Here is a 17,637-nt window from a genome sequence, read left to right as displayed (position 1 = left end):
GACACGACGGGAGGCGATCGCCCATGGAACCGGCACGCGATGACGAGCCAGGCGAGGTGCTGATCGTCACGGGCATGTCGGGCGCCGGGCGATCCACGGTCGCCAACGCCCTCGAAGACCTCGACTGGTACGTGGTCGACAACCTGCCCCCGCGCATGCTGCGGCCGCTTCTCGAGCTCACGGAGCTCGCCGGTGGGGCGGTTCCGCGCGTCGCGGTCGTGGTCGACGTCCGCGGCCGATCGCTGTTCGGCGACCTTCCCGAGGCCATGCGCACCCTGCAGGCGAACCGGCAGGTGAGGGTGGTGTTCCTGGATGCCAGTGACGCGGTGCTCGTGCGCAGGTTCGAGGCGGTGCGCCGGCCGCACCCCCTGCAGCACGACGGCACGATCCTCGACGGCATCCGTCGCGAGCGCGAGCGATTGGCTCCGGTCCGCGAGGCCGCCGACGTCGTGATCGACACCTCCGCCCTGAACGTCCATCAGTTGTCGTTGCGGGCGGTCGAGCTGTTCGGCGAAGAGGGCGCTGCGCGTCACACCGTCACGCTGATGAGTTTCGGGTTCAAGTACGGCCTGCCGCCCGACGTCGATCTCGTCGCCGACATGCGCTTCCTGCCGAATCCGTTCTGGAACGACGATCTGCGCGCGCTCACCGGAGAGGATCCCCGCGTGCGGGAATACGTGCTGGGTCAGCAGGGCGCGGCGGAGTTCCTCGATGCGTACGCGGCGGCGCTGCGCCCCGTGATGGAGGGGTATCAGCGCGAGAACAAGCGGCATTCCGTCGTGGCTGTGGGCTGCACGGGGGGCAAGCATCGTTCGGTGGTGATGGCCCGGGAGTTGGCTGCACGTCTGTCCGATGTGCCCGGGGTGGCCGTCCGTGTGGCTCACCGCGACCTCGGTCGCGAGTAGGCTGTACCGTCGTCCCCGCCGCCCCCACCCGAGGAGAACCGTGCCGCTGACCGCCGACGTGAAGGCCGAACTCATCACCGTTCGCGACCCGCGCCCGACCGCGCGCGTCGCCGAGCTGACGGCCCTCCTGCGCTTCTCCGGTGGTCTGCACTCCATCGCCAACCGCGTCGCGGTCGAGGCCGAACTCGACTCCGACATCCTCGCGCGCCGCGTGGCCCGCGACCTCATGGAGCTCTACGGCGTCCGTCCCGAACTGCACCACGTGCAGGGTTCCGGCGGGCGTGCGGGCGGGCTCTACGCGGTGCGCGTGATCGAGGCGGGCGAGACCCTCGCGCGGCAGACCGGACTCCTCGACCAGCGCCGTCGCCCCGTGCGCGGCCTGCCGAACAAGCTGACCACCGGTTCGCGTCCCGACCTGAGCGCCATCTGGCGTGGAGCATTCCTCGCCGCCGGCACCCTGAGCGACCCCGGTCGTTCCGCGGCCCTCGAGATCTCGTGCCCCTCGTCGGAGGCGGCGATGGCGCTCGTGGGTGCGGGCCACCGCATCGGCATCCCCGCCAAGGCCCGCGAGGTGCGCGGAGTGCCGCGCGTCGTCGTCCGCGACGGCGAGGCGATCCGCGGAGCCCTGTACGAGATGGGTGCCCGCCGCACCGCGGGGGAGTGGGACCAGATGCGCCAGCGCCGCGAGGTGCGGGCCGGGGTCAACCGTCTCGTGAACTTCGACGACGCGAACCTCCGCCGCTCCGCGCAGGCCGCCGTCGCGGCGTGCGCGCGTGTCGAGCGCGCTCTCGAGATCCTCGGCGACGACGTTCCCGCGCACCTTCAGCAGGCGGGTGAGCTGCGCTTGGCGCACCGCGACGCGAGCCTCGACGAGCTCGGCCACCACGCCGACCCGCCCCTCACCAAGGACGCCGTCGCCGGCCGTATCCGCCGCCTCCTCGCCATGGCCGACAAGAAGGCCGACGTCGAGGGCATCCCGGGAACCGAGGCTGCTGTTCCGGTGGGTGCCGAGGACTGAGCCCGGGTGGGGCGCCGCCGGTGCGGGCATCCCGGGAACCGAGGCTGCTGTTCCAGTGGGTGCCGAGGACTGAGCCCGGGTGGGGCGCCGCCGTTGCGGGCATCCCGGGAACCGAGGCCGCTGTTCCGGTCGGTGCCGAGGAGTGAGCCCGGGCGGGATGCCGCCGTTGCGGGCATCCCGGGATCGAGGCCGCTGTTCCGGAGAGATCCGGGGGCGGAGGGGGATGCCGTCCTCGGGGCGCCCCGAGGACGCTCGGGCTGTTGCGATCACCGACGCCCGCTGAGTGCGACCTCGCTCGTCCGGGCTCCGCGGGTCACGGCATCCATCGCCCCCTTCCGACGCGCCCGGGCGTTTATCTTCCGTCATCCGGGGAAGCAACCCCGGTGCGCTGTGGTTACCCCTCAGTAGGATGAACTCGTCACCCTCGCTGCTCGATCCCTCGGCACGTCGTCTCGGCGAAGAGGTTTCGGCAGCGCCCGATTCGGAAGTTGAGATCATGGCGAAGTACACGCTGCCCGAACTGCCCTACGACTACTCGGCGCTGGAGCCGCACATCAGTGCGACCATCATGGAGCTGCACCACAGCAAGCACCACCAGACCTACGTCAACGGTGCCAACACCACTCTCGACCTCCTCGCCGAAGCGCGCGAGAAGGGCGATTTCGCCAACATCAACCGCCTGCAGAAGGACCTCGCGTTCAACCTCGGCGGTCACACGAACCACTCGATCTTCTGGACAAACCTCTCGCCCAACGGTGGAGACAAGCCCACCGGCGACCTCGAGTCGGCCATCGACGACCAGTTCGGCTCGTTCGACGCCTTCCGTGCGCAGTTCACCGCCGCCGCCCTCGGCGTGCAGGGCTCCGGCTGGGCGGGTCTGTTCTGGGACTCGATCGGCGAGAACCTCGTCATCCAGCAGTTCTTCGACCAGCAGGGTCAGATCGTCGCGGGCACCGTGCCGATCCTGCTCCTCGACGTCTGGGAGCACGCGTACTACCTCGACTACAAGAACGTCCGCGCCGACTACGTGAAGGCGTTCTGGAACATCGCGAACTGGGATGACGCCCAGCAGCGCTTCGCCGCCGCCCGAGAGAAGACCGCGGGTCTGCTGGTACTGTCGTAAACGGTGCGGCGTCCCGGTGGGACACCTCACCGGGACGCCGTTGTCCGCCAGCGAACACCGCAATCACGCGCTTCTCGCGCACAACTGATTCAGGAGATATTCCGTGACCGTCAAGATCGGAATCAACGGCTTCGGCCGTATCGGACGCAACTACCTCCGCGCGGCTCTCGCGCAGGGTGCCGACCTCGAAATCGTGGCGGTGAACGACCTCACCGACAACAAGTCGCTGGCGCACCTCCTCAAGTACGACTCCGTCGGCGGCGTGCTGACCGAGGACGTCTCGTACACCGCAGACTCCATCACCGTCGGCGACAAGACCATCAAGGTCTTCGAAGAGCGCGACCCCGCGAACCTCCCCTGGGGCGAGCTGGGCGTCGACATCGTCATCGAGTCGACCGGCCGCTTCACCAAGGCCGAAGACGCCAAGAAGCACATCACCGGTGGGGCCAAGAAGGTCCTCATCTCGGCTCCCGCCACGGGCGACGACGCCACGATCGTCATGGGCGTCAACGAAGAGACGTACAACCCCGAGACCGACGTCATCATCTCGAACGCGTCCTGCACCACGAACTGCCTGGCGCCCCTCGCCCAGGTGTTCAACGAGGCCTTCGGCATCGAGCGCGGCTTCATGATGACCGCTCACGCCTACACCGCCGACCAGAACCTCCAGGACGGCCCGCACAGCGACCTGCGTCGTGCGCGCGGCGCGGCGATCAACATCGTTCCCGCCTCGACCGGTGCCGCCAAGGCCATCGGCCTGGTGCTGCCCGAGCTCAACGGCAAGCTCAGCGGCTCGTCGTACCGCGTTCCGGTTCCCACCGGCTCGATCGTCGACCTCACGATCGTCACGCCCACCGATGGTCTGACCGTCGACCAGGTCAACGAGGTCTACAAGAAGGCCGCTGCCGAGGGTCGCCTCAACGGCATCCTCCAGTACACCGAAGACCCGATCGTCTCGAGCGACATCCAGGGCAACCCGCACTCGTCGATCTTCGACGCCGAGCTGACCAACGTCAGCGGCAACCTCGTCAAGGTCTCGTCGTGGTACGACAACGAGTGGGGCTACTCGAACCGTCTCGTCGACCTGACCGAGTACGTCGCCGAGCGTCTCTGACCCTCCATGGCTCTGCGCACCCTCGATTCGCTGGGGTCGCTGGCCGGCACGCGCGTCATCGTCCGTTGTGATCTCAACGTTCCTCTCAAGGACGGGATCATCACGGACGATGGCCGCGTGCGCGCGTCGCTGCCGACCCTCAACGCACTGATCAACGCCGGCGCGCGTGTGATCGTGTGCTCGCACCTGGGCCGCCCCGACGGGGCCCCCGACCCGAAGTACTCCCTCGAGCCGGTCGCGCAGCGCCTGTCCGAGCTCCTCGGCCAGCCGGTCGCGTTCGCGCGCGACACGGTGGGCGAGTCGGCTCAGGATGCCGTGGCCTCGCTCGAGAACGGTGAGGTCGCCGTCATCGAGAACCTCCGCTTCAACGCGGGCGAGACCTCGAAGGACGAGTCCGAGCGCCAGGCCTTCGCCCGAGAGCTCGCCGCTCTCGGCGATGCCCTCGTGTCGGACGGCTTCGGCGTCGTGCACCGCAAGCAGGCGAGCGTCTACGACCTCGCTCAGCTGGTGCCCTCGGCCGCCGGCCTTCTCATCCAGAAGGAGCTCGAGGTCCTCGACCGTCTCACCGAGAACCCCGAGCGGCCCTACACGGTCGTTCTCGGCGGTTCGAAGGTCAGCGACAAGCTGGGCGTCATCGAGCACCTGCTGCCGCGCGTGGACAAGCTTCTCGTCGGTGGCGGCATGATGTTCACCTTCCTCGTCGCCGAGGGGCACAAGGTCGGCTCGAGCCTGCTCGAGCAGGACCAGATCGACACCGTGAAGGGTTACCTCGCTTCGGCGAAGGAGCGCGGCGTCGAGATCGTGCTGCCGGTGGATGCGGTCGTCGCCGCCTCGTTCTCGGCGGACGCCGATCACGTGGTCGCCGACGCGGACGCCCTCGAAGACACCGCCTTCGGTGCGTCCGGTCTCGGCCTCGACATCGGCCCCCGCACGGCGGAGATGTTCGCCGACGCCGTCCGCGGCTCGCGCACCGTCTTCTGGAACGGCCCGATGGGCGTGTTCGAGATGAAGGCGTTCGAGTCCGGCACCAAGACCGTCGCCCAGGCACTCACCGAGGTCGACGGCCTCAGCGTCGTCGGCGGTGGCGACTCCGCCGCAGCAGTGCGTCAGCTCGGCTTCGCCGACGAGGCGTTCGGCCACATCTCCACGGGTGGCGGCGCCAGCCTGGAGTTCCTCGAAGGCAAGAAGCTCCCCGGACTGGAGGTCCTCGGATGGCAGTGACCAGAACCCCTCTCATCGCCGGCAACTGGAAGATGAACCTCGACCACCTGCAGGCGGTCGCGTTCGTTCAGAAGCTGCACTGGACGTTGAAGGAAGCCAAGCACGAGGCCGGAAGCGTCGAGGTCGCGGTCTTCCCGCCGTTCACCGATCTGCGCACCGTGCAGACGCTGCTCGACGCCGACAAGATCGACTTCGCCCTCGGCGGTCAGGACCTGTCGGCCCACGACTCCGGTGCGTACACCGGCGAGATCTCGGGTCAGTTCTTGGCCAAGCTCGACGCGAAGTACGTGATCATCGGGCACTCGGAGCGTCGTCAGTTCCACCACGAGACCGACGAGGTCGTCGCGGCGAAGACCCAGGCGGCCCTTCGCCACGGTCTCGCGCCGGTCATCTGCGTCGGCGAGACCTCGGAGGACCTCGAGAAGTTCGGCGCCAGCGCCGTTCCGGTCGGTCAGCTCGAGGTCGCGCTCGAGGGCGTGGCGGCGGACGCCGACATCGTCGTGGCCTACGAGCCGGTATGGGCCATCGGTTCGGGTCAGGCGGCGACGCCCGACCAGGCCCAGGAGGTCTGCGCCAAGCTCCGTGCGGTCGTCGCCGACAAGCTGGGCGCCGATGCGGCTGCTCGCACGCGCGTCCTCTACGGCGGTTCGGTGAAGTCGGGGAACATCGCCGGCTTCATGCGCGAGCCCGATGTGGACGGCGCCCTGGTGGGTGGCGCGAGCCTCGTCGTCGACGAGTTCGCCGCGATCGTCCGCTTCCAGAAGCACGTCGGCGTCTGACGCCGACATGGGTGCCCGCGGCGCTTCGCCGCGGGCATCCGTGCGTCTGGGGCGCCTCCCCGTATACTTGACGCTTGTGCGGTCGACCTGATCGCTACGAAAGGCTTTCGACTGTGCAGATTCTCGAGTTCGTCCTGCAGGTGCTCCTGGGTATCACCAGCCTCCTGCTGACCCTGCTCATCCTGCTCCACAAGGGTCGCGGTGGCGGTCTGTCCGACATGTTCGGCGGCGGCATGAGTTCCGCCCTCGGTTCGTCGGGCCTGGCCGAGCGCAACCTCAACCGTTTCACGATCGTGCTCGCGCTGGTGTGGTTCGTCACCATCGTGGGTCTCGGTCTCCTCACCAAGTTCGCGGAGATCTGACATGGCCACTGGCGGCAATGCCATCCGTGGCTCGCGCGTCGGCGCGGGCCCCATGGGCGAGCAGGATCACGGCTTCCACGCCGACCGCGTCGCCGTCTCGTACTGGGACGCCCTCGGCAACGAGACCGTCCGGTATTTCGCCGCGGGAATCCCCGACGACGAGATTCCCGAGACGATCGACTCCCCGCACTCCGGGCTCCCCGCCGGGCGCGACAAGGCCAACCCGCCGGCTCTCGCCAAGGCGGAGCCGTACAAGACGCACCTCGCCTACGTGAAGGAGCGCCGCAGCGACGAAGAAGCCGCTTCGCTCCTCGATGACGCTCTGCAGCAGCTGCGCGAGCGTCGCGGACAGTAAGTCCTCACCGCGCGAACGAGAGAAGGGCCGGATGCCATGGCATCCGGCCCTTTTCCGTTCCACACCCACGTGAGAGGGTGCGGGCGCTAGCGCGCGCGTCGGCGGTCCGAGTCTGTTCAGCGGACCGGGGAGTCGGTGACGATCCTCGTCCACGGGCCCGCGGGGACGTCGGCGTCGTCGACGAAAGCCCAGTCGACGCGGTCGTCCTCCCCGTTGAGATCAGAGAAGCCCAGGCAGCCGTTCAGGGCGGGCGACACGTCGAGGCCCGCGCCGTTGTACCGCGTGTTCGCGGGACGACGATCGTCTGAGCCGAACACGTAGGCGGCGTCGCGATACTCGCCCGGCCCCGCGTCCTCGATCTGGCCGTAGCAGACGTGTCCGTCCTTGCGCAGGACCACCCACCGGTTCTTCATGAGGCTTTGCGAGGGGTCGTCGACGGCCGAGGAGTACGCGGGCTCCTTCGCCCACGGGATGACCGAGCCGCGCGTGGCGAAGCCCTGGTCGTCGTTGACGTCGTCGAACGGCAGGTCGAGGTAGAACGGGTTCTCGCGCGGAGTCATGGCGGTGGGGAAGTAGCCGGCGTCGGCGGTACGGGCCTCGGTGCGGCAATCGGTGCCGTCGACGATCCCATCGCATCCGCCGTAGGACCCCAGCCAGTCCGAGTCGTACGCCGAGATGCGCTGGCTGCCGTCGGAGGCGTTCGGGTCGAACACCTCGCCCACCCAGAAGGTCGTCGCCACGATGTCGGTATGCCACGGGTAGCCGGTGTCGGGGCGCGGCACGGCGGGTGGGGCGCACGCTGACAGGCCGACGGCGGCGACCACCACGAGGGTGATCGCCGCCGCCGGCCGCAGCGTCCGCGTCATCCGGTGACGTCGCTCTCGGTGGGGTGGACCTTCTCCACCGGGCCCTGGGGAGGCGTCGCGGTCATCGGGGCGAACGACGGAGCGGTCACGGTGGCGGGGGCCAGGGACGGGGCACCGGCGCTGTCGTAGAGCTGCAGATCATCGGTGCGGAGGGTGCCGTTGCCGAAGATCGTCAGTGCGAAACTGATGCCGTTGTAGCCGGCGGGGATCGCGGCCGTCGTCCAGTCGGCCTGCGTCCAGTCGGCGGCCGAGGAGAACCACGGGCTCGAGGTCCAGTACGACCACGAACCGCTCGTCGACCGGAGGTAGACCGCGAACTGCGTCACCCCGCTCGACTGGTACCACTCGCGCAGCGTATAGGTCTTGCCTGGTGTGACAGTGGGGGAGCACTGGCCGAGGTCGAACTGCGGGAGGAGTTTGGCATCGCCGTCGACGTACGCGGACATGACGATTCCGCTGGAGATGTTCCCCGTGTGCGCGGGGGAGCCCGTGCTGAACGCGGGGGAGTTGTTGCCGTAACCGCCCCTCATCCAGCAGTCGGGGGCACCGGTCTCCATGCTCGGATTGACGATGCCGTTGGTCGACCCCGTCACGGCGGGCACCGAGGGGCCGTCGACGACGGGCTTGGCCGTGCCGCCGATGACGTCGCCGATCGTCTTGACCACCGTCCCCGCCGCCTGTCGCGTCTTCAGCCACGAGGTGAACTGACTGAACAGCGACGTGGTCACCGCCAGGTCGCTGCACGCGTCGTCGCAGACATCGTGGAAGGTGTACTGCACCCACCCGCCGCCGTTCTTCTCGGCGTTCGTGACCCCCGCCTTGAGGTCGTCGAGGGTCCAGGCGGCGTCGACCTGGTCGAGGGCCTTGAGCGCGTACTTGTCGGCCGGGCGGGTGGACTCCGCGTAGGCGCAGTCGGGGCAGCCGAAGCGGCTCCGGATGTCGCCGAGGAGGCGCCCGCTGCTGTACCCGCAATTCGCCACGGCCTTCTCAACGGCGGGGGTCGACGAGGCGAACGGGTAGGCGAAGCTGCGCACCGTGAAGCCCCACGAGGTGAGGTTCTTGCGGTCGGTGCAGATCTGGCGCGTCGCCTCGTCGACACTGACCTGCGCGAGGTCGGGGTGGTTGACGGTGTGCCCGCCAATCTCGTGCCCCGCGTTCTTGAGATTCGTCAGGTCGGTGCGGGTCATGTGCCCCGCCGCGCCGATGAACCCGGAGTTGATGTAGAACGTCCCCTTCATGCCGTTGGCCTGAAGGGCGGGGAGAGCGTTGAGCTGGTCGGAGTTGGCGTCGTCGAACGTGAGGCTGACGATCGTGCGGGTCGCGGCCTGGGCCGGTGCCGCGGCGGGCGGTGCCGCGGCGATCAGCCCGCCCGCTCCGACGGCGACGGCGGCGAGGACCGCGAGGGCCCGGAGTCGCCGACGCCCGGGGGCGACGTGGCGGTGGATCATGGGGGCGTCCTTTCGGGTGGGGCGGGTCCGTCGGCGGATCCGTGAGTCGTCCGGGCCGGGGACCTCGGAGTCGCGGCCGGTCACGAGACCGTCACCGACTTGGCGAGATTGCGGGGCTTGTCCACGTCGCGGCGCAGGCGCAGGGCGAGCTCGCGAGCGAACATCTGCAGGGGCACCACCGTCTCGAGCGGTCCCCACGAGGGGCCCGTCCGCGGCAGGTGCAGGGGGATGCCGCCCACGTTCAGCACGCGTTCTCCCACGCGGAGCACGCGGCCGCCGCGGGCGAGCACCTCGGCGACGTCGACGTCGAGCCGCGGATCGCCGTTGTCGACGACGAAGACCGGGGTGCCGGCATCCACCAGGGCGAGGGGGCCGTGCTTCAGCTCGCCCGCCGGCTGGTGCTCGGTCCACCGGTACGACAGCTCTTTCAGCTTGAGCGCCCCCTCGGCGGCGTAGACGAGACCCGAGCCGCGTCCGATGAAGAGGAAGCCGGGGGCGTTGACGAATTCGGCGGCCATCTTCGCCGCGGGGCCACGCCAGGTGTCGAGTGCGGCCGACAGGGCCTCCGGGGTCGCGGCGAGCGCGCGCAGGTCACCGTCGAGGGCCATCGCGTCGGCCCGCGACGAGACCGACAATCCCGAGAGGGCGAGGCAGGCGCCCGTGAGGACCTGGGCGATGAACGTCTTCGTCGCGGCGACCCCGATCTCGGGACCGGCGAGGCAATCGAGCGTCGCATCCGCGCGACGGGCCAGCGTCGACGACGGGTTGTTCGTCAGGGCCAACACGGTGCGCCCGCGGGCCGGGAGACCGTCGAGCGCCCGCAGGACGTCGGCCGTCTCACCCGACTGGCTCAGCGCGATCACCAGCGTGCGCGGCTCCCAGACCTCGTGCGCCGCCTCGCTCGCGACGAGCGTGCGAGTGGGAAGGCCGCCGAGGCGGGAGAACACTCCGGCCACCGCACGGCCGGCGTGCAGCGACGTCCCGCACCCGATGACCGTCACCCGATCGACCTCGTCGAGCGGGGGAAGGCCCGCCCCTCGCCACAGGACGCCGTCGGCGATCCCGGGGGTGAGGACCTCGAGCACGCGGCGCGCCACGGCGGGCTGCTCGTCGATCTCGTTGCCCATGTGGTCGCGGTGGCGTCCTTTGCTCGACAGGTACGCCGTCTGCGGGACGGGCCACAGTCCCCGCGGGCGACAACTACCGCCCGCGCGGTGCCAACGCATGCCTCCCGCGTCCACCTCGACCACGTCGTCGTCCTCCAGCACGCGGAACGTCTCGACCACCGGAGTGATCGCACCCACGTCGCTCGCGAAGTAGACCCCTTCCTCGCCCTCGGCGAAGATGAGGGGCGAACCGTGCGCCGTTCCCGCGAGCGATCCCGACCGGCTGTCGAGGGCGACGATCGCCCATGACCCCTCGAGGCGCGTGACGATGTCGGCGAGCGCGTCGCCGAGGCCCACCCCGGGGCGCAGCGCCTGCTCGAGCAGGTGGACGATCACCTCGCTGTCGACGTCGGTGGCGAACCGGTGCCCGTCGGCGACGAGCCGCGCCCGCAGCAGATCGGCGTTCTCGATGATCCCGTTGTGCACCAGGAACAACCGACCGCTGCAGTCCTCGATCGGGTGGGCGTTGCGCTCGCTGACGCCGCCGTGGGTGGCCCAGCGGGTGTGACCGATCGCCGAGGTCGTGGCATCCGTCCCCGATTCGCCCGAACGCACTGCGTCGGTGAGGGATGCCACGCCGTTCAGAGTGCGCACGTGCAGGGCCGTGCCGTCGACGTACCGCGCGGCGATGCCCGCGGAGTCATAGCCCCGGTACTCCAGACGCTCGAGGGCGCTGCGGGCGCGCGAGGCGGCGGACGTCGGACCGCGGTACGCGGTGATGCCGCACATCAGAGGACCCCGCGGAAGGCGCCTGCGCCGGCCAGCGGCATGGCGTCAGAGCCGAGGCGTTCGCGCGAGAGCAGGTCGGCGGCGACCCGCATGATCGTGGAGGTCAGCGAGGTGTGCGGCTCGTAGCCCACGAGGTCGTGCGCCTTGGTGTTGTCGGGGACGCGGCGCCGCATGTCCTCGAAGCCGGGGGCGTACGCCTGCTCGTAGGGGACGAGCTCGATCGTGCTCCGACTGTCGAGGGTGCGGATGATCTCTGTCGCGAGCTCGAAGATCGAGATCTCGCGCGCGCCGCCCAGGTTGTAGGCCTGACCCCGGGCGCGCGGGTCCCTCTCGATGAGCACCATCGCGGGCACGACGTCCTCGACCGCGGAGAAGCAGCGCGTCTGCTGGCCGTCGCCGAACACGGTGAGGGGAGCGCCGCGTAGGGCCTGCCCCACGAGGTTGGGCAGCACCATGCCGTAGCGACCGGTCTGGCGGGGCCCGACGGTGTTGAACAGGCGGACGATCGAGACGTCGAGGCCCTCCTGATCGCAGTAGGCCTTGGCGAAGGCCTCGTCGATGCCCTTGGCTCCCGCATAGGTCCAACGCGAGAGCAGCGGGTCACCGAGGACGCGGTCGGAGTCCTCGCGCAGGCGATCGGCGGTGTTCTTGCCGTACACCTCGCTCGTGGACACCATGAGCACCGAGGCCTGGTGCTCGATGGCCGCCGTCAGCACGTTCTCGGTGCCGTGGATGTTGATGCGCAGACCCCGCAGGGGCTGCTCCACGATGAGCTTCACCCCCACGGCCGCGGCCAGGTGGAACACGCGGTCGCATCCCTGGATCGCCGCGCCCACCGTCTTGGTGTTGAGGATCGAGCCGTGGATCATCTCGAGGCGGGGGTTGTCGGCGACGCCCGCGAGGTTGCGGGCCGAGCCGGTCGAGAGGTCGTCGAGGACGACGACCTCGTCACCCAGGGTCAGCAGGTGCTCGACGAGGTGGCTGCCGACGAACCCGGCGCCCCCGGTCACCAGCGTGCGCGTCCGGGGCGAGGCGGAACCCGGGTAGACCGTCACGCCGCTCACAGGAGCACCCGCCCCGCGATGTCGGCGCTGCGGTAGGTGCCGTCGACGACGACCGCGTCGCCGTCGAGCCAACCCAGGTCGGCGTCGTGGTGGCGGGTGTGCACGAGCACGATGTCGGGATGGAAGGCCGCCGGGTCGGGCAGCGAATCGCGTTCCCGCCCGGAATCGAGGCGGATGTGCGGGGCGTGGGTGTCGACGTACTGCACCTCGGCGCCCACGTCGATCAGGTGGTCGATGATCTCGAGGGCGGGGGATTCGCGCAGGTCGGCGACGTCGGGCTTGTAGGTGACGCCGACGACGAGCACGCGGGCGCCGAGCGTGCCCTTGCCGGCGCGTCCGAGGACATCACGGATGCGGTCGACGACACGGCGCGGGCGGGCGGCGATGCGCGTCATGGCCTCGGTGATGACGCCCGCGTCGACGTGCAGCGCCTTGAGCTGCCAGAGCAGGTAGTGCGGGTCGCAGGGGATGCAGTGTCCACCGACGCCGGGGCCGGGGTAGAACGCCATGAAGCCGTAGGGCTTGGTGCTCGCGGCTTCGATCACCTCGGTGACCGGGACGTCGAGGGCACCGCAGATGTCGGCGAACTCGTTGGCGAGGGCGATGTTGACGGCGCGGAAGGTGTTCTCGAGCAGCTTCGTCATCTCGGCGGTGGCGAGGCTCGACACCCGGTGCACGCGCGCCGCGTATCGGGCGAGCAGGCGCGCGCCCTCTTCTTCGCACTGCGCGGTGGCGCCTCCCACCACGCGGGGAACGATCTCCTGGGCGAAGCCCACGTTGCCGGGGTCGATGCGCTCGGCGCTGAAGGTGACGAAGACGTCGCGTCCGATCTGCATCCCGCGCTCGCGGAGCGGCTTCTCGACGAGGTCGTGGGTGCAGCCGACGTACGTGGTCGAGGTGAGCATGATGAGCTGCCCGGGCCGGACGGCGGCGACGACGGTGGCGCACGCCGCCCGGAGTGCGGTGAGGTCCGGGACCTGCTGGTGGTCGACGGGCGTGGGGACGCACACGACGATGGCGGCCGCGCGGCCGAGCTCGGAGGTGTCGCTCGTGAGGCGGAAGCCGGCCGGCGCGTGCAGGGCGGTCTCCAGGCGCTGCCGGTCGGAGTCGATGAGATCGGCGCTGCGCGCGGCGATATCGCGCAGGCGTCGCGGCGAGACGTCGAGGGCGAGAACGCGCGACCCGCTGGCGTGATAGGCCAAGGCGGTCGGCAGGCCCACGTACCCGAGTCCGACGATGGCGACGTCGAAGTCGAACGTCCGCGTCGGGGCGGGAGCCGGGGGCCGCGGCGTGGTCATCACGTCGGGCCGGACATCGAGAGTGGACATCTTCATCCTCCAAGGCAGGGTCCGAGGGGGCGGCGGGGGAAATGCAGCGCCCCCTCGGACGATTTCGGGTGGTGGGACGGCGTCCGATCGGGTATCGACGCTGATCCGGGATCACAGTGCGTCGTCGGCGCGGGTCGGGTCAAGCGATCTCGGACGATCCTGCGGGGTCCCGCTCCCCGCATCGCGATCTGCGGGAATCCGCAACCGCAACTGCGGGTCGAGGCGGCCTCGACGGGCGCCCGGTCACGTACGGTCGCCTTCGACGCGTCATCCGGTCGCCCGATCCGGAGGCGCGACCCGAACCCTCGACCCGAAGAGGTGGGATGCCATGACCCCTGCACTCGTCGTGCTCGTCGCGGTGTGCACGATCGGCGTCTCGACGCTCGTGTGGGGCACGGCAGCGGTGTGCCGTCTCGTCGCCGAGCGTCGACCGTCCGCCGCGCTGCTGAACCCGTCGATGTTCTTCCGCAGCGCCGAGGTGGCGATCCTCATCGCCGCGCACGACGAGGAGCTCGTGATCGCCGACGCCGTGCGTGCGGCGCGCCGGCTCGTGCCCGCGGGCAACGTGTTCGTCGTGTCGGACGGCTCCCGCGACGGCACCGTCGAGCGGGCGCGGGCCGCCGGTGCCGAGGCCTGGGATCTCACGCCGAATCGGGGGAAGGCGGGCGCCATCCGGGCGGGTCTCGACCACTTCCGGATCCCGGAGCGGTTCCCCCTGCTCCTCCTGCTCGACGCGGACTCCCGGCCCCGCCCCGACTACCTGCGTACCGCGCTTCCGCAGTTCACGGACGACGGTGTCGTCGCGGTGGCCGGTCGGGCGACCACGTCGGCGGATTCTCCGCCCACGGGCGTGGGGCGCCTCCTCACCTCGTATCGCGAGCGCACCTACGTGTGCACGCAGTACCTGCACAAGTTCGGGCAGGCGGCGCGGGGAGCGGATGCCGTGGCGATCGTGCCCGGGTTCGCCAGCCTGTACCGCACCGATGTGCTGGATCGCATCGACATCGACGCCCCCGGGCTGTCGATCGAGGACTTCAACATGACCTTCGAGGTTCACGCCAAGAGGCTCGGACGGATCGCCTTCCACCCGGAGTGCGCCGTCGCCGAGACGCAGGATCCCGCGGTGCTGCGCGACTACTCGGCGCAGGTCCGGCGCTGGAGCCTGGGGTTCTGGCAGACGGTGCGCCGCCACGGTCCCCATCCGGGCCTCTTCTGGTCATCGGTCGGCGTCTTCGCGGTCGAGACCGTCTTGTCCAGTCTGGTCCTGGTGGCGATGCTCCCGCTCCTGGTCGTGGGAGCTCTGGCGGCGCTGATCGCCGCGACGGCCGACGGCACCGTGGCCGCGACGGCGGCCGGGGTGGCCGCGGCGCTTCCGGTGCTTCCCCTGGCCGCGGGGTTCCTGATCGTCGACTTTGTGATGAGTGCGTTCACCTGTGCGGTGTCCCGCACGCGCCCGCACCCCCGGATGCTCGTGTTCCCCCTCCTGCGGGTGTGGGATGCGACCCTGTGCCTGCGTGCCCTCGTCGCCGCGCTCGGGCGTCCGTCCGACGGGCGCTGGCGCAGCCCAGATCGCCGGATGTCGCAGCCGTCGGTCGAACCGGCGGCCGCTCCGCTCAGCTCGCCGCTCCGCGAAGGTGGGCCACGAGCTGTACCCGCGAGGTGATGCCGAGCTTGCGGTAGATGCCGGTCAGGCGCAGCTCGACCGTCCGGAGTGAGATGAACAGGGCAGCCGCGATCTCGCGGTTGCGCAGCCCGCGCTCGACGAGGGCGACGATCTCGCGTTCGTGGCCGGTGAGCTCTCGCGCGTTGAGACTCGGTCGGGGGTTCGGGACGGCGTCGCCACCGATCGCGCGGACGGCCGACACGCGGACGTCCGGCAGGCACCGTTCCTCCGCCCGGCGGAGGCGTTCCCGCTCGAGAGGAGAGTCGTCGCCGCGGAAGAGCGTTTCCGCGTCACGGAAAGCCGCCGCGCCCTCGCGGGCGGACCGGCAGACGGCCCGCGAACGCGCGAGGGCGAGGTGGGTCCACCTTCTCGTCGAATCGGCGGCCGCGCGCTCGAGGCGTTGCAGTTCTTCGAGGGCCTCGTCGTGCCGACCGTCGAGCCAGAGGGCTTCGATGAGGTCGGCGTCGAGGCGCATCACGGCGGGGTCGTCGTCGGCGTGGAGGGAGCGGGCTTCGCGCAGGTGCAGGATGGCCTCGGTGTGCCGCCCCTCGCCGAGGGCGAGGGATCCCTCGATCGCCGCGAACCACGGCGTCAGGGTGCTCGCGCCTTCGCGACGGGCTCGTTCCCGCCCCCGCTCGACGAGGTCGGCGGCACAAGTGGGCGGTTCATGCATTGCCGCCTCGGCGGCGAGGATGAGCGTGCTGGCGGCGTCGGTGCTGCGTCCCGGAATCCACTCGCGCTGCCAGGCGATGACGGCGTCGCGCGCGGCGATCGGGTCTCCGGCGCGGACCTCGACGGTGACGAGCTGGCGCAGAAGATGCTCTCGCCACATCGGCGCGTGTCGCGGGGAACGATCGAGCTCGGCGCGGATGATCCGTCTCGCCGTGCTGTAGTCCTCGCGCAGCAGGGTGAGCCCCGCGTACAGCAGGGCGTGGTCGATCTGGACGTCGTCGCCGTCGTCTTCGAGACGGATGGCCGCCGCGGCGTGGGAGCGCCCGCCCATTTCTTCGGCGATACCGGCGAGCAGCGCCGTCTGAGTGGACGCGACGCCGAGCTTCACGGCGAGGGCGATCCGTTCGACGGCGAGGTCGACCTCTCCCCGGTGCAGGTGCAGGCAGGCGCTCTCGCAGAGAAGCCTCTCGGATGCCGCGGCCTCGGCGCCGACGAGCGGATCGACGTGATCGAGGACGGTGTCGTCGACCGTGTGATCCACCGCCGCGACGGCGCGGAGGCGGGCGATCGCGGCGCGCGTGCGGGTCGCGGGATCGGCGCTCACCCCGGCCCGCCGGAGGTAGTGCTGACCGAGGAGGTCGTGTCCTCCGAGCACGAGCGCCTCGCCGAGGTCGACGAGGAGCTCGCAGCGACGTGCTTCGTCCATCTCCCCGGCCAACGCCCGCTCGGCGAACTCCACGGCGGCGGCGGTCTCAGCGTCTCGAGCGAGCAGGATGGCACCTCCGAGAAGGGCGCTGCGGTCCGCGGTCGGGTCGAGGAAGCTCTCGTGCCAGCGACGCGTCGCCGGGTACGCGCCGGCGTGGTCGGCCGCTCCCCGCGCGTGGAGGGCGCGACGCTCCTCCGGACTCAATCCGGCGTGCAGGCGCAGTCGGCGAGCCGGGTCGGCGATGCGGGCGAGACCGCCGTGGACGGAGACGATGCCGTGATCGAGCAGATCGTCGATGTCGACATCGTGCTCGCCGGCGGTGGCGCGCAGCCGGTCGAGGCCGTACACGGGACCCACGGCGAGCAGATCGAGCACGTGCGCCCAGCGCGGGTCGATGACGCGGCACTCACGCTGCTGTCGCCGGTGGGGTCGCTGCTCGCGCACGCGCAGCGGGACGCTGAGCGGCTCCTCGCCGTTCGCCTCGGCGGGGGTGAGGCGCAACCCCACCAGCACGCCGGGGTCGCCGGCGGCGAGGTCCGCCACGATCCGCAGCACGGCGCGGTCGGCACCCGCCCCGAGGACGGTGCGCGCGAGATCCACGGACTCGTCGAACGATAACCGCTGGATGCGGGTCTGCAGCATGCCGGCGAAGTCGTGGCGTCCCTCGAACGAACCGCTCGTGGCGATGACGCTGACGCCGGTGCCGCGGAGGCGTCCGAAGACGTACGACAGCACGGTGATGCTCGCGCTGTCCATCTCGTCGAGGTCGTCGACGACGACGACGCACGGATCGGCTCGCAGCAGGTGGAGGGTGCGGCTGATCTCCTCGGCGAGGAGGTGCTCCGGCCAGTCACCGCTGCGGGACAGGACGCTGTCGACCGCATCTCGTCGCCCGTCGTCGAGCGCCGCCACCACCGCGGTCACGCCCGAGAGCGGCCACATGCGCTCGCTCGGACTGGCCGTGACCACCACGGCGTCGTGGCGCGCGGCGACCTCGCGTGCCAGGGCGGACTTGCCCGACCCGCTTTCACCGACGAACAAACCCGCGGAGCCGCTGCCCGAACCGATCAGGTTCGCGGCGACATGCAACTCTCGATCTCGACCGACAAATGGCATCC

15 protein-coding genes are annotated in these 17,637 nt (G+C 70.4%); 9 read left to right on the top strand and 6 right to left on the bottom strand.

Translation table 11 applies throughout. The annotated features are described in order from the left end of the window. Positions 1-23 precede the first annotated feature (23 nt). The 8 genes from rapZ to ASE56_RS16180 all read left to right on the top strand — a co-directional run bounded on the left by rapZ (position 24) and on the right by ASE56_RS16180 (position 6,877). A complete protein-coding gene (gene rapZ, locus ASE56_RS16215; protein ID WP_056232207.1) occupies positions 24-905 on the top strand; it encodes an RNase adapter RapZ in 882 nt (293 codons plus the stop codon). A 40-nt stretch (positions 906-945) separates the two neighbouring features. Next, positions 946-1,923 carry a DNA-binding protein WhiA gene (gene whiA, locus ASE56_RS16210; protein ID WP_056232204.1) on the top strand — a complete coding sequence of 326 codons (978 nt, stop codon included), beginning with the start codon at positions 946-948 and terminating at the stop codon, positions 1,921-1,923. Positions 1,924-2,419: 496 nt separating this feature from the next. Beyond that, positions 2,420-3,046, top strand: coding sequence for a superoxide dismutase (locus tag ASE56_RS16205; protein WP_056232453.1), 627 nt, complete (start codon positions 2,420-2,422; stop codon positions 3,044-3,046). Positions 3,047-3,149: 103 nt separating this feature from the next. Beyond that, positions 3,150-4,160: a type I glyceraldehyde-3-phosphate dehydrogenase gene (gene gap, locus ASE56_RS16200; RefSeq protein WP_056232202.1), complete on the top strand. Its 1,011-nt coding sequence runs from the start codon at positions 3,150-3,152 to the stop codon at positions 4,158-4,160. Positions 4,161-4,166: 6 nt separating this feature from the next. Beyond that, positions 4,167-5,381: a phosphoglycerate kinase gene (gene pgk, locus ASE56_RS16195; RefSeq protein WP_056232199.1), complete on the top strand. Its 1,215-nt coding sequence runs from the start codon at positions 4,167-4,169 to the stop codon at positions 5,379-5,381. Further along, positions 5,372-6,160 carry a triose-phosphate isomerase gene (gene tpiA / locus ASE56_RS16190; protein WP_056232195.1) on the top strand — a complete coding sequence of 263 codons (789 nt, stop codon included), beginning with the start codon at positions 5,372-5,374 and terminating at the stop codon, positions 6,158-6,160. The genes pgk and tpiA overlap by 10 nt, the downstream gene beginning before the upstream one ends. Before the next feature lie 113 nt (positions 6,161-6,273). Next, on the top strand, positions 6,274-6,522 hold the full coding sequence (gene secG / locus ASE56_RS16185; RefSeq protein ID WP_056232190.1) for a preprotein translocase subunit SecG: 249 nt from the start codon (positions 6,274-6,276) through the stop codon (positions 6,520-6,522). 1 nt (position 6,523) lies between these two features. After that, the gene (locus ASE56_RS16180) at positions 6,524-6,877 is read left to right on the top strand and encodes an RNA polymerase-binding protein RbpA (protein WP_055955187.1); all 354 of its coding nucleotides are present in this window, start codon (positions 6,524-6,526) and stop codon (positions 6,875-6,877) included. Positions 6,878-6,993: 116 nt separating this feature from the next. Here ASE56_RS16180 and ASE56_RS16175 read toward each other — a convergent pair whose 3' ends face one another. From ASE56_RS16175 to ASE56_RS16155, 5 genes are all read right to left on the bottom strand, one after another. Then, positions 6,994-7,743 (bottom strand): hypothetical protein, encoded by a 750-nt coding sequence (locus ASE56_RS16175; protein ID WP_056232185.1) that lies wholly within the window; start codon positions 7,741-7,743, stop codon positions 6,994-6,996. Further along, positions 7,740-9,191, bottom strand: a complete 1,452-nt coding sequence (locus ASE56_RS16170) for a polysaccharide deacetylase family protein (RefSeq protein ID WP_056232181.1) — start codon at positions 9,189-9,191, stop codon at positions 7,740-7,742. Before ASE56_RS16170 ends, ASE56_RS16175 begins: the two co-directional genes overlap by 4 nt. Before the next feature lie 80 nt (positions 9,192-9,271). Further along, positions 9,272-11,086 carry a glutamine--fructose-6-phosphate transaminase (isomerizing) gene (glmS, locus tag ASE56_RS16165; protein ID WP_056232178.1) on the bottom strand — a complete coding sequence of 605 codons (1,815 nt, stop codon included), beginning with the start codon at positions 11,084-11,086 and terminating at the stop codon, positions 9,272-9,274. Next, on the bottom strand, positions 11,086-12,150 hold the full coding sequence (locus ASE56_RS16160) for an NAD(P)-dependent oxidoreductase (RefSeq protein WP_235557019.1): 1,065 nt from the start codon (positions 12,148-12,150) through the stop codon (positions 11,086-11,088). The genes glmS and ASE56_RS16160 overlap by 1 nt, the downstream gene beginning before the upstream one ends. Continuing rightward, positions 12,147-13,478 carry a nucleotide sugar dehydrogenase gene (locus ASE56_RS16155; RefSeq protein WP_082450774.1) on the bottom strand — a complete coding sequence of 444 codons (1,332 nt, stop codon included), beginning with the start codon at positions 13,476-13,478 and terminating at the stop codon, positions 12,147-12,149. The genes ASE56_RS16160 and ASE56_RS16155 overlap by 4 nt, the downstream gene beginning before the upstream one ends. Before the next feature lie 328 nt (positions 13,479-13,806). On the opposite strand from ASE56_RS16155, the gene ASE56_RS16150 reads away from it, so the two are divergent. Further along, entirely contained in the window at positions 13,807-15,141 is a 1,335-nt protein-coding gene (locus ASE56_RS16150; RefSeq protein WP_056232175.1) for a glycosyltransferase family 2 protein, read from the top strand. Here the strand turns inward: ASE56_RS16150 and ASE56_RS16145 are convergent. After that, positions 15,092-17,635, bottom strand: a complete 2,544-nt coding sequence (locus ASE56_RS16145; RefSeq protein WP_162234526.1) for an AAA family ATPase — start codon at positions 17,633-17,635, stop codon at positions 15,092-15,094. The genes ASE56_RS16150 and ASE56_RS16145 overlap by 50 nt on opposite strands. Between the last annotated feature and the right edge of the window lie 2 nt (positions 17,636-17,637).

Source organism: Microbacterium sp. Leaf203 (assembly GCF_001421275.1).
Taxonomy (GTDB): Bacteria; Actinomycetota; Actinomycetes; order Actinomycetales; family Microbacteriaceae; genus Microbacterium; species Microbacterium testaceum_A.
Note: the sequence above shows the minus strand (reverse complement) of the source record. Positions and strands in the feature narration are given on the sequence as shown.